The organism is Cryobacterium sp. TMT4-10, assembly GCF_004403275.1.
In the GTDB taxonomy this organism is placed as follows: Bacteria; Actinomycetota; Actinomycetes; order Actinomycetales; family Microbacteriaceae; genus Cryobacterium; species Cryobacterium shii.
Genome location: NZ_SOGU01000012.1, coordinates 1 through 12302, shown reverse-complemented (window position 1 = coordinate 12302; position 12302 = coordinate 1). Strand labels below are relative to the sequence as shown.

Below are 12302 nucleotides of genomic sequence, written 5' to 3'. Positions count from 1 at the left end.
ATTCACGGGGGCACATTTGGGCAGGGATCGCCGAAAAGGCCGGTCTGCCAGCCAAATCCGGAGGTGAATCCGCGTCTGGGGGGACGCTGTGAACCGGCACAGGGGGCGTCACAGGCTGGTGAGTTAAGATTTCACAGTGCCTCACCTCTCTGCGCCCGTCCCTGCGCCTCTCCGTATCGCGCTCGTCTGCCTGCACACCTCGCCGGGTGCCGAGCCCGGTTCCGGCGACGCCGGCGGCATGAACGTGGTCGTGCGGCACCAGGCCGAGGCCCTCGCCGCCGCCGGGCACCAGGTCGAGATCCTCACCCGGCGCTCCTCGACCGAGCTGTCCGACGTGCAGCTGACCCCGGGGGTCACCCTCCGGTTCCTCGACGCCGGCCCGGCCCGTCCGGTTCCCAAGGGCGACCACGAGGGCTTCATCGACGCGTTCCGGGTGCGGATGGCCGCGCTGGGACCGTACGACGTCATCCACTCGCACCACTGGTTCTCCGGCATGGCGGCCCTGCCGCTGGCCCGCCTGCGCGGTGTCCCCCACGTGCAGAGCTTCCACAGCATCGCCGCGGACGAGTCGACGCCGCTGTCGGCCGGCGAACGCGCCGAATCCCCGGGCCGGATGGCCGGGGAGGCCTGGCTCGCCCAGACATCCGACGCCATCGTGGCGATCAGCGAAGCCGAGGCCGACACCGTCGTGCGGCGGCTCGGCGGGTCGCCGGACCGGGTTGCGATCGTGCTGCCGGGCGTCGACGGGACGCTGTTCCGGCCGACCGGGGTCGCTTCGGCGGCCGGGGTCACTTCCCCTGCCGAGGTCACTTCCCCGGCCGGGGCCTCCTCGCCTGCCGGGGCCTCCTCGCCTGCCGGGCGGGGCTACGCCGTCGTCGCCGCGCGCCTGCAGCCGCTCAAGGGTCTGGACCTCGCGATCGAGGCGATCGCGGCCGTGTCGGCGGAGCTGCGCCCCGAACTCGTGATCGCGGGGGACGCCTCCAGCGACTACGACGGGTACATCGACGAGCTGCAGGCCCTCGCGGCCCGCCACGGGATCGCGTCGGGCGTGCGTTTCGTCGGCCCGCAGTCCCGCGCCGACCTGGCCGGGCTGCTGCGCGGCGCCCGGGTGGTGCTGGTGCCGTCCCACTCGGAAACGTACGGCCTGGTCGCGCTGGAGGCTGCCGCCAGCGGCGTGCCCGTCGTCGCCGCCGCGGCCGGCGGGTTGCGTGAGGCCGTGGTCAACGGGGACACGGGGGTGGTGCTGGACTCCCGGGATCCCGAGGTGTGGGCGGAGGCGCTCACCGGCATCCTCTCGAACCCCGCCTTCGCCCGCCGGCTGTCCCTGGCCGCCCGGGAGCGGGCGGAGCACCTGGACTGGCCGCGCTCGGCGGAGGGTCTGCTGGCGGTCTACCGTTCGCTCGTGGGCCCCGGCGACGAGGGTTGGCGGCACACGCTCCTGAGCGCATGAGCGGGGCTGGCGGCGCTGCTGATTTTGACCGGCCGGGCTTCGGCGGGCCGGATTTTGACGGGCCGGGCCTTCTGGACGGGGTGGCGTCGGTGCTGTTCGTGCACGCGCACCCCGACGACGAGACCATTTCGACCGGCGCTCTGATCGCGGAGCTGGTGGCCCGCGGCATCCGGGTGTCGCTGCTGACCGCCACCCGCGGCGAGCAGGGCGACGTCGTGCCGGGGCCGCTGTCGGTGCTCGAGGGCACGGATGCGCTCACGCACGAGCGCGAGCAGGAGTTGCGGCGGGCCGCGGAGACTCTCGGCATCGCTGCGCGGTTCCGGCTCGGTGAACGTCCCGCGCGGGCCGGTCACCTGCAGCGCCGCGTCTACCGTGACTCGGGCATGAAGTGGATCCGCCCCGGGCTCGCCGGGCCCGCCGACGACATCGACGATGACGCCCTGGTGCGGGCGCCGCTGGCGGAGGTGGCCGCCGATGTGGCCGCGCTGATCGCGCAGCTTCGGCCCGACCTGGTGATCAGCTACGACAACGGCGGCGGCTACGGGCATCCGGACCATGTACGCATGCACGAGGCGACCCTGGCGGCCTGCCGGGCGGAGAGCGCACCGTTCGCCGAGGTCGTGCACGATCCGGCCCCGGACGCGGAGTGGTTCGCCCTCGACCGGCACCTCGCCACGGTGACCGCAACCCTCCGCTGCCACGCCAGCCAGCTCACCGTCGACGGCGCGCACATCGTGCACTCGGGCGGGCAGCGCGAGCCGATCACCCTGGCCGTGGGGCTCCGCGCCCTCTGACCCGGTCTGCGCCGCTCCCACGGGGGCCGCGATAGTTCCCGTTCCGGTCGAGAGTGACCGTTACACCGGGCACTCTCGACCGGAACGGGAACAGTTAGGCGGGGTCTGGCCCCGAGGGCGGGATAGGTGAGACGGGCGGGACGGGCGAGAACGGGACCGGCGAGGCCGGCGGGACCGGCGGGACCGGCGGGACCGGCGGGACCGGACGGGCGCGGGGGTGCGCGGTCGTGTACATGTCGCGGAGGGTGTCGGCGGTGACCAGGGTGTAGATCTGGGTGGTGGCGACCGAGGAATGGCCGAGCAACTCCTGCACCACGCGCACATCGGCCCCGCCCTCGAGCAGGTGGGTGGCGAAGGAATGCCGCAGCGTGTGCGGCGACACGTGCCCCTCGAGTCCGGCCCGCTCGGCGGCGGCACGGATGATCAGCCATGCATTCTGCCGGCTGACCCGCTGTCCGCGGAGGCCGAGGAACAGGGCCGGAGTGGCCTTGCCTCGCCCCGACAGCAGGGGCCTCCCCCGAACCAGCCAGATGTCGAGGGCCGTGCGCGCGAAGCTGCCGACGGGCACGATGCGCTGCTTGTTGCCCTTGCCGGTCAGGCGCACGACGTCGGGCTCGAGCACGTCGTCCACGTTGAGATTGACTACCTCGGACACCCGTGCGCCGGTGGCGTAGAGCAGCTCCAGCAGGGCCTTGTCGCGCAGGTTCTGCACCTCGTCGCCGTCGGTCGCCGCGAGCAGGGCCGTGACCTGCTCGACCGAGATGGCCTTGGGCAGCCGGGTGCCGAGCTTCGGCGGCTTGGACTCGTGCGCGACATCCGTCTCGACCACGCCCTCCTCGAGCAGGAACCGGTGGAAGCCGCGCACCGTCGACAGGATGCGCGCGATCGACGCCGCCGTCAGCGGCGACTCCTCCCGGGAACCCAGGAACCGCACGAACTCGGAGATGTGCTGCGCCGTGATCCCGGCCAGCGCGGCGAGGTCGGCGGCGGCGAGCCAGCGGCCGTAGATCACGAGGTCGCGCCGGTACGCGGCGACGGTGTTGGCGCTCAGCCCGCGCTCGACCGCGACGTGCCGCAAAAAGGAATCCATGGCCGAAGCCACGGCCGGAGCAACCGTCGGAGTATCAGCCGGAACCACGGCTGAGCGCGCAGCCGCAGTCGCAGCCGAAGGCACAGCCGCTGCCGGCACCACAGCCGACTCCCCGCCCGCAGCCGCCGGGGCGGTCACACCTCGTGGTCCCAATTGGTCGGATGCCGCGGCCACGGCGTGTCCGCCGGCGCGAGGCTGCTCCACCCGCGGGCCCGGGCGGCGTGCGCGGCCAGGGCGCCGATCACGAGCGACGGGTTCTGCACCTTGCTCGCCAGGATGGCGTCGACGCACTCGTCAAGGGGAACCCAGCGGATCTCGATGTCGGCTTCCTCCTCGGTGCGCGCGAACACGTCGTCGGCGACCGCCAGGCCGCGGGCCAGGTAGATCCGGATGACCTCGTTGCTGCCGCCCGGCGAGGTGTAGAACTCGCTGAGCATGTCCCAGCGGGTCGCCGTGAGGTCGGCTTCCTCGGCCAGCTCCCGCTGCGCGCCGACGAGCGGGTGTTCCCCGGCTTCGTCGAGCAGGCCGGCGGGCAGTTCCCACTCCCGCACGCGCACCGGATGCCGGTACTGCTTGATCAGGAGTACGCGGTCCTGCTCGTCGAGGGCGAGGATCGCCACGGCGCCCGGGTGGTCCAGGTACTCGCGGATGATGCCCGAGCCGTTGTAGCCGAAGGTGTCGCGGCGCACGTCCCAGACCTTGCCGTCGAAGACGATCTCGGTGGCCGTGACCGGCGCGAACGCGAACTCGTCCGCCAGCGCCGACGGGTCGGATCCGGTGGAGTTGTCGGCGCTGACCGAGGTCTCAGTCACGGCGTCAGACAACGGCCGGGACGTCGAGATCGTCGACGGCTTCGCCCGCCTCGACCTCGAACAGACGGCTCGACTGCTGGCGGTCCAGGGCGGCGCCGATCAGGCCGCGAAACAACGGATGCGCGTGGCTGGGCCGGCTGCGCAGCTCCGGGTGCGCCTGCGTGCCCACGTAGAACGGGTGCTCCGAGCGCTTCAGCTCGACGTACTCGACCAGATGGCCGTCGGGCGAGGTTCCGGAGAACCACAGGCCGGCATCCGCGATCTGGCCACGGAACGCGTTGTTGACCTCGTAGCGGTGGCGGTGGCGCTCGGACGCCTCGGGGGCACCGTAGAGCTCCGCGACGATGGATCCCTCGGCCAGGGCGGCCGGGTAGAGGCCCAGGCGCATGGTGCCGCCCAGGTCGCCGCCGGCGATGATCTCGACCTGCTCCTCCATGGTCGCGATCACGGGGAACTCGGTGTCCTCGTCGAACTCGGAGGAGGAGGCGCCGGTCAGACCGGCCTTGTTGCGGGCGTACTCGATCACCATGCACTGCAGGCCGAGGCAGAGGCCGAGCACGGGGATCGCGTTCTCGCGGGCGAACTTGAGGGCACCGAGCTTGCCCTCGATGCCGCGCACGCCGAAACCGCCGGGAACGCAGATGCCGTCGAGCTCGCCGAGCAGGCGGGCGGCGCCCTCCTCGGTCTCGCAGTCGTCGGAGGCGATCCAGGTGACGTTGACCTTGGTCTGGTTGGCGAAACCGCCGGCGCGCAGCGCCTCGGTCACGGACAGGTAGGCGTCGGGCAGGTCGATGTACTTGCCGACCAGGCCGATGGTGACGGCGTGCTTGGGCTCGCGCACGGCGTCGAGCACCTTCTGCCAGCCGGTCCAGTCGACGTTGGTGACGGGCAGGCCGAGGTGGTCGGTGATGTAGCGGTCCAGGCCCTGGTCGTGCAACATGGTCGGGATCTCGTAAATGCTGGGCACGTCGATCGCGTTGACCACGGCGTCTTCGTCGACGTCGCACATGAGCGCGATCTTGCGCTTGTTCGAGTCGGAGACGGGACGGTCGCTGCGCAGCACGAGCGCATCCGGCTGGATCCCGATGGAACGCAGGGCGGCGACGGAGTGCTGGGTCGGCTTGGTCTTCTGCTCGCCCGCGGCGGCCATGAACGGCACCAGCGACACGTGCACGAAGAAGACGTTGTTGCGGCCGAGCTCGTGGCGCACCTGGCGGGCGGCCTCGAGGAACGGCTGCGATTCGATGTCGCCGACGGTGCCGCCGATTTCGGAGATGATGACGTCGGGGCGCAGCTCGTCGCTGGCCTGCAGGCGCATGCGGCGCTTGATCTCGTCGGTGATGTGCGGGATGACCTGCACGGTGTCGCCGAGGTATTCGCCGCGGCGTTCCTTGGCGATGACCTGCGAGTAGACCTGGCCGGTGGTGACGTTCGCCGCCTGGCTGAGGTTGATGTCGAGGAACCGCTCGTAGTGGCCGATGTCCAGGTCGGTTTCGGCGCCGTCGTCGGTCACGAAGACCTCGCCGTGCTGGAACGGGTTCATCGTGCCCGGGTCCACGTTGAGATAGGGGTCGAGCTTCTGCATGACGACGCGGAGACCGCTGGCCGTCAGGAGATTGCCGAGGCTGGCCGCCGTCAGGCCCTTGCCCAACGAAGAAACGACACCACCGGTCACAAAGATGTGCTTGGTCGTGTCGTCGCGTGCTGAGCCGTCAGAGCGTGCTGAGCTGTCTGAGCTGTCTGAATTGTCCGAGATTTTATTTTCCACCACGGGCTTCGACTCTATCACCTGGGTTCGGCCTAACGGTTGGAGTGGGCAAGGTTCATGAGTTCGCGCGCGTGTTCGAGCCCGCTTTCGGAGTCGGGCAGTCCCGACAGCAGCCGGGCCATCTCGGCTGCGCGTTCGTCGCCCTGCAGCTGGCGAACGCTGCTGGCGGTGACGGAGCCGTCGCTGTCCTTGACGACGCTGAGGTGGTTGCCGGCGAAGGCGGCGACCTGCGCCAGGTGGGTGACCACGATCACCTGCGCGGTTTCGGCAAGCCGGGCGAGTCGGCGGCCGATCTCGATCGCCGCGGCCCCGCCCACTCCGGCGTCGACCTCGTCGAAGACGAAGGTCGCCACCGGGTCGGTGGCGTTGATGACGACCTCGATCGCGAGCATCACCCGGGACAACTCGCCACCGGATGCCCCGCGGGCCAGGCTGCGCGGCTCGGCGCCCGCGTGGGGTCGGAGCAGGATCTTGACGAGGTCGCGCCCGGTGAGCGAGATCTCGGCCCGGCTGTCGACCTCGACGACGAGGGCGGCATTGGGCATCGCGAGGGCGGCGAGTTCGCCGGTGACGGCGGCCCCGAGCGACGCGGCCGCCGTGGTGCGGATGGCGGTGAGGCGGTCGGCGAGGGCGTCCATGGCGGCGCGGTCGGCGTCCGTCTCGGCGCGGAGGGCGTCGATCCGGTCGGTGTCGCTGTCGAGTTCGAGCAGCCGGGCGCTGCCGGTGTCGAGGAAGTCGATGGCTTCGTCGAGGCCGCCCACGTATTTTCGGGCCAGGGCGGTCAGCGCGGCGCGGCGTTCCTGCACGACCTCGAGTTCGCGGGCGCCGTCGGCGTCGAGGCCGGCGAGGTAGCTGGAGAGCTGTGCGGCGATGTCCGCGACCAGGAAGCCGGCGTTCGCGAGCGCCTCGGCCAGGGGCGGCAGGGCGGGGTCGTGCTCCCCGGCGCGCTCAAGCCGGCGTCGGGCGGAGTCCAGCAGGGAGACGGCGTCGGGCAGTCCGTCGGGGTTCTCTTCGGCGGAGAGCAGTTCCCGGGCCTGGGCGGCGGCGAGGCGCAGTTCTTCGAGGTTGCCGAGGCGTTCGGCCCGTTCGCCGAGCGCGTCGTCTTCGCCGCGTTGCGGTGCGACGAGTTCGACCTCGGCGATGGCGGCGCGCAGCTCTTCGGCTTCCAGCCGGCGCTGCTCCTGCTCGTCGACGAGACGGTCGAGGTCGGTCTGGTTGCCCTGCCACCGGTGGTAGGCGAGCTGGAAGAGGTCGAGGGTCTCGGCGAGGTCGGGGCCGGCGAACCGGTCCAGGGCCGCGCGCTGGGCGACGGCCGACCGCAGGCGCACCTGGTCGGACTGCCCGTGCACGACGACCAGGTCGCCGCCGAGGTCGGCGAGCACACTCGCGGGAGCGCCGCGGCCGCCCACGACGGCCCGGCTGCGTCCCTCGGCCGAGACCGATCGGCTCAGGAGGAGCTCCGGCCCGTCGAGGTCTCCCCCGGCGTCCCGCACGCGCTGCGCGACGGCGCCGTCGGCGGGGATCAGCCAGCGGCCTTCGACCCAGCTCTGCGTCTGGCCCTGACGCACGAGCCCCGGGTCGGCCCGGTCGCCGAGCAGCAGGCCCAGCGCGGTGACGACCATGGTCTTGCCCGCGCCGGTCTCCCCGGTTACGGCGGTGAAACCGGGGCCGAGCGGCAGGGTGGCCTCCCGGATCACGCCGAGATCCCGGATCACGAGTTCCTCGATCATGCGGAACCCCTATTCACGGCCGACCGGGCCTCTCCAGCCCGTCACGGGCAGGTTGAACTTGTTGACCAGGCGGTCGGTGAACGGGGCGACGTGCAGCCGGGCCAGGCGCACCGGGACGGGCGAACGGCGAACGATCACGCGCGACCCCGGCGGCAGGTCCTGCACGCGGCGGCCGTCCGCGCAGAGCACCGCGGCCCCGCCGGTGCGGGCGAGAACCTCGACCGCGAGCGACGAATCCGGGCCGACGACGAGCGGCCGGGCGAAGAGGGCGTGCGCGCTGAGCGGCACGAGCAGGAGGGCGTCGAGCGTCGGCCAGACGATCGGGCCGCCGGCCGAGAAGGCGTAGGCGGTGGACCCGGTCGGCGTGGACATGACCACGCCGTCGCAGCCGAAGGAAGAGAGCGGCCGGCCGTCGACCTCGATCACGACCTCGAGCATCCGTTCGCGGCTGGACTTCTCGACGGTGGCCTCGTTCAGCGCCCAGGTCTCGTAGATCACGTCGTCGCCGAGCTTGACCCGCACGGCCAGGGCCATGCGTTCCTCGACCAGGTAGTCGCGGGACAGGGCGCGGCGCACGGCCTCGCCGAGGTCGTCGCGTTCGCTCTCGGCCAGGAAGCCGACGTGGCCGAGGTTGATGCCGAGGAGGGGAGCGGAGCAGCCGCGCACGAGCTCGGCGGCGCGCAGGATTGTGCCGTCGCCGCCGAGCACGATGGCGAGTTCCAGTTCGGTGGTCTCGACGCTCTCGTGCAGGATCGCCAGGCGATCGGTGAGTTCTGGGCAGGATGCGAGCAGGTCGGCCCGCTCCTCGCGGGCCATCACGGGCGCCGCACCGGCGGCGAGGAGCTGCTCGCAGACGGTGACCGCGGCCTCCAGCGAGTCCCGGCGCCCGGTGTGGGCGACGACGAGGAAGTGGCGGGGTGCTTTGCTCATTTCGTCACTCCCACCAGTGCAGTCGTCTGCTCGATCCATTCTGTCGGATTGCTGCCTCCCGTGCTGGTCAGCCAGCACAAATACTCGCGGTTCCCGGCCCCACCGGCGATCGGCGAGGCAATCAGGCCGCGGGTGCCGAGGCCCAGGTCCCAGGCTGCCCAGAGCACCCCGGCGATTGCGTCGGCCCGGAGGCCCGGATCGTGCACGACCCCCTCACGGATGCTGCCCTTGCCGACCTCGAACTGCGGCTTGATCAGCAGCACGAAATCGGCGCCGGGCAGGGCGGTGGCCACCAGCGCGGGCAGAACGGTGGTCAGGGAGATGAACGAGAGGTCGCCGACGACGAGGTCGGCGCGCTGCGGCACCCCGGAGGCGGCCGCGATGGACTCGGCGGTGGCGTAGCGCAGGTTGAAACCCTCGACGAGCACCAGCTTCGGTTCATTGGCGAGCAGAGGCGCGAGCTGCCCGTGCCCGACGTCGACCGCGATCACCTGGCCGGCGCCGCGTTCGAGCAGCACCTGGCTGAAACCGCCCGTTGACGCGCCGGCATCCAGCACCGTGCGGCCGGCCACCGGCAGCTCGAAGACGTCCAGCGCGGCGATGAGCTTGTGGGCACCGCGGCTGACGTAGTGGTCGGTCGCCGCCACCTCGATGGTCTGGTTCTCGCGCACCTTCACGGATGCCTTGACCACCGGTTTGCCGTCGACCGTGACCAGCCCCGCCACGATCAGCTGCGCGGCCACGGTTCGCGACCGGGCCAGCCCGCGTTCGGCGAGGGCCGTGTCGAGGCGCTGCGGCTCAGGTTCGGGCATCTCGTCGGGTACAGGGGATTGGTCGGGCATCTGTCCCTCGGTCATGAGTTCGTCGATCGTGGAACGTCTCCACCCTCGAGGTGGTCGCGCAGCCGGTCGTGCACCTGCACGTACGCGGCTGCGCGCTCCTCCAGGGGCTGGTCATCGATCGCGGCGAGCTGGCCGACGAGTTCGTCGGCCAGCCCGTCCGCGGTCGAATCCTGGTTCACGTCGTCTGTTTTCACGACTTCAACGTTACCGTCCGAGATACAGTCGCTCCGGGACGTTGAGCCCGTAGATGGGGCGACCGGATGCCCAGATCACGGCGCAGGCGGCGCGGAGTAGGTTGATGGCGCCATCCCCCTCGGCCACGATCTGCACGTCGGCGCCCTGGATCCGCACCGTCGCCCCGGCGACCGTGGCGGAGGTGCCATCCTTGGAGAAGACGGTCTCCGGGTACGGTTCGTGCAGCTGGCGCAGATCGTCGAGGATGAACTGCGGCCGGGAGGTGGGGTCGGCGGCCAGGGCCTGCTTGGCCTTGTCGATGCCGGTGAGCACCAGTACGGCCGGGATCCCGGCGCGGTTGGCGCCGAGGATGTCCGTGTCGAGGCGATCGCCGATGAAGAGCGGCTGGGCGGCCTGGAACCGGTTGACCGCCTCCGTGAAGATGGCGACCTCCGGTTTGCCGGCCACGATCGGCAGACGCCCGACCGCGGTGTGCACCGCGGAGACGAGCGTGCCGTTGCCGGGAGCGATCCCCCGGGCGACCGGGATGGTCCAGTCGGTGTTGGTGGCGATCCAGGGGATCTGCACCCCGTCCTCGTTGGGGTGAAGAGCGAAAGCGGCTTCCGCGAGGTCCTTCCAGCCGAGTTCGGGCGAGAAGCCCTGAATCACGGCGGCCGGCTCGTCGTCGGCGGACCGGGTGACGACGAAGCCACCCTTTTCGACCTCGGTGACGAGCCCCTCTCCCCCGACGACGAGGATGCGGGATCCGGCGGGCACCTCGTTCGCGAGCAGCCGCACGGCGGCCTGGGGCGAGGTGACGACATCCGTCGCCGTGGCATGCAGGCCGAGCTCGGTCAGGTGCGCGGCGACGGACCGGTCGGTGCGGGACGCGTTGTTGGTGAGGTAACCGACCCGGGCGGTTTCCGCCGCCCGGTTCAGGCTCTCCACGGCGAACGGGATCGCCCCCGGACCGGTGTAGACCACACCGTCCAGGTCGGCGAGGACGACGTCGACGCCGGTCAGCGGGGTCACCGGCTCAGGCACGCGGCGACGCCTCAGCATCCTGCTCCGCCCCGTCGTCGGGGTCGGACGCGGAGTCGCCCTCGTCGTCGGTGTCTTCGTGGTCGTCGTCGTCTTCCTCTTCCTCTTCGGTGTCTTCGTCGTCGTCACTGTCGGCAACGTCGTTCTCGCTGACGTCGTCGCCGAGTTCAGTTCCCTCGAATTCCTCGTCTTCGTCGTCTTCTTCGTCGATCTCGAGGATCTCCATGGTTTCATCCAGGTCGGTCGTGCCCGAGACGGCCGAGTCGGCACGTTCGGCCCGCTCGTTCCAGAGTTCGGCTTCGTCTTCACGGCCGAGCTCGGCCAGAACCTCGGCGTAGGCGGCGAAGAGTTCGGCGCTGTAGGAGTACGCGGTCTTCGGGTCCAGCTGCGGGATCTGCAGTTCGCTCAGAGCGGCCTCGGTCTCGCCGAGGTCGAGGCGTGCGCCCGACATTGCGATGGCCAGGGCCACCTGAACGGATGCCGGCAGCGAGGAACGCTCGACGGAGCGTCCCAGCTCCAGCGCCCGGTCGGGGCGACCGACACCACGCTCGCTGTCGACCATCAGTGCCAGCTGGTCGTTCGAGCCGGAGATGCGACGGTAGGTGCGGAGTTCCCGCAGTGCGAGGGCGAAATCGCCGGTCGCGTAGGCGGTGATCGCCAGGCTCTCGCGCACCACGGCGATGCGCCCGGCCCGACGGGCGGCGGACATCACGTGGCGGTGGGCGAGTTCCGGATCCTCGTCGATGACGCGCGCGGCCATGGCCAGGTGGCGGCCGACGGCCTCCGCGTTGTCCTTGCTGAGGGTCTTGAGTTCATTGCGGGCGATCCGGTCCAGATCCTGCGACGTGATGTCGTCGGGCAGTTCCGGGTCGTCGTGACGAGGCCGCACGGAGCGGAGCTCGCGCTGCATGCGCTGCTCTTCGGTCATCTCCTCTTCGACGACGCGCGCATCGCGGTCGCCGCGGGCCGGAGCGCCGTCGCGGGTCCACAGCTTCTTGCCGGCGTCGCCGCGCGGTGCACCGGCGCGGTTCGGCGAACCGCCGCGCTGGGTCCACGGCTTGTCGCCGCCCTGCTGGGGGCGGTCACTGCGCTCGGGACGTGCGCCATCCTTGGTCCACGGCTTGCGCTCCGCGCCGCCGCTGGGTCGGTCGCTGGATCGGTCGGAGTTGCCACGGTTGTACGCAGGACGCTCGCCGTCCTTCGCCCACAGCTTGCGCTCCGCGCCGCCACTGGGCCGGTCGGAGTGGCCACGGTACGGAGGACGCTCGCCATCACGCTGCGGACGGTCAGAGTTCCCACGGTACGGAGGACGCTCACCATCGCGCTGCGGACGATCAGAATTGCCGCGGTAGGGGGCACGCTCGTCGCCGCCGGTGGGGCGCTCGGAATTGCCACGGTAGCCGCCCGTGGACGGGCGATCGGAGTTACCACGGTAAGGAGGACGCTCGCCGCCGCTGCTGGGACGCTCGGAGTTTCCACGGTAGGGGGCACGCTCGCCGCCACCGGTGGGGCGCTCGGAGTTGCCACGGTACCCACCCGTGGACGGACGCTCGGAGTTACCACGGTAAGGAGGACGCTCGCCGCCACCGGTGGGGCGCTCGGAGTTGCCACGGTAGGGAGGACGCTCACCATCGCGCTGCGGACGATCAGAATTGCCACGATAGGGGGCAC

Annotated in this window: 11 protein-coding genes and 1 pseudogene; 3 read left to right on the top strand and 9 right to left on the bottom strand. The window is 71.1% G+C overall.

Annotation, left to right across the window (positions count from 1 at the left end; all coding sequences use genetic code 11):
- Nucleotides 1-136 precede the first annotated feature (136 nt).
- Together E3T42_RS00720 and E3T42_RS00715 are read left to right on the top strand one after the other, a co-directional pair.
- Nucleotides 137-1450, top strand: coding sequence for a glycosyltransferase (locus tag E3T42_RS00720; RefSeq protein ID WP_241975737.1), 1314 nt, complete (start codon nt 137-139; stop codon nt 1448-1450).
- The gene (locus tag E3T42_RS00715; RefSeq protein WP_134402280.1) at nt 1447-2244 is read left to right on the top strand and encodes a PIG-L deacetylase family protein; all 798 of its coding nucleotides are present in this window, start codon (nt 1447-1449) and stop codon (nt 2242-2244) included. Before E3T42_RS00720 ends, E3T42_RS00715 begins: the two co-directional genes overlap by 4 nt.
- A 94-nt stretch (nt 2245-2338) precedes the next feature.
- Here the strand turns inward: E3T42_RS00715 and xerD are convergent, their stop codons facing one another.
- The 9 genes from xerD to E3T42_RS17090 form a co-directional block, all read right to left on the bottom strand.
- Nucleotides 2339-3334, bottom strand: a complete 996-nt coding sequence (gene xerD / locus E3T42_RS00710) for a site-specific tyrosine recombinase XerD (protein WP_134402279.1) — start codon at nt 3332-3334, stop codon at nt 2339-2341.
- A 134-nt stretch (nt 3335-3468) separates the two neighbouring features.
- Entirely contained in the window at nt 3469-4146 is a 678-nt protein-coding gene (locus tag E3T42_RS00705) for an NUDIX domain-containing protein (RefSeq protein ID WP_370261363.1), read from the bottom strand.
- Between the two features lie 4 nt (nt 4147-4150).
- The gene (locus tag E3T42_RS00700) at nt 4151-5902 is read right to left on the bottom strand and encodes a CTP synthase (RefSeq protein ID WP_134365056.1); all 1752 of its coding nucleotides are present in this window, start codon (nt 5900-5902) and stop codon (nt 4151-4153) included.
- Nucleotides 5903-5946: 44 nt separating this feature from the next.
- Nucleotides 5947-7644, bottom strand: coding sequence for a DNA repair protein RecN (gene recN, locus E3T42_RS00695; RefSeq protein ID WP_134365039.1), 1698 nt, complete (start codon nt 7642-7644; stop codon nt 5947-5949).
- A 9-nt stretch (nt 7645-7653) separates the two neighbouring features.
- Nucleotides 7654-8574, bottom strand: coding sequence for an NAD kinase (locus E3T42_RS00690; RefSeq protein WP_134365038.1), 921 nt, complete (start codon nt 8572-8574; stop codon nt 7654-7656).
- Complete coding sequence (locus tag E3T42_RS00685) at nt 8571-9386, bottom strand: TlyA family RNA methyltransferase (RefSeq protein ID WP_134402340.1); 816 nt, start codon at nt 9384-9386, stop codon at nt 8571-8573. The genes E3T42_RS00690 and E3T42_RS00685 overlap by 4 nt, the downstream gene beginning before the upstream one ends.
- 41 nt (nt 9387-9427) lie before the next feature.
- Entirely contained in the window at nt 9428-9610 is a 183-nt protein-coding gene (locus E3T42_RS00680) for a hypothetical protein (RefSeq protein WP_134365037.1), read from the bottom strand.
- Between the two features lie 10 nt (nt 9611-9620).
- Nucleotides 9621-10652, bottom strand: a complete 1032-nt coding sequence (locus E3T42_RS00675; protein ID WP_134402278.1) for an HAD-IIA family hydrolase — start codon at nt 10650-10652, stop codon at nt 9621-9623.
- Nucleotides 10627-11541 (bottom strand): hypothetical protein, encoded by a 915-nt coding sequence (locus tag E3T42_RS17090; RefSeq protein ID WP_241975736.1) that lies wholly within the window; start codon nt 11539-11541, stop codon nt 10627-10629. The genes E3T42_RS00675 and E3T42_RS17090 overlap by 26 nt, the downstream gene beginning before the upstream one ends.
- Between E3T42_RS17090 and E3T42_RS00665 the strand changes: the two are divergent.
- Nucleotides 11506-12302: pseudogene (locus tag E3T42_RS00665) on the top strand (hypothetical protein); the annotation flags it as partial. The gene E3T42_RS17090 and the pseudogene E3T42_RS00665 sit on opposite strands and share 36 nt — an antisense overlap.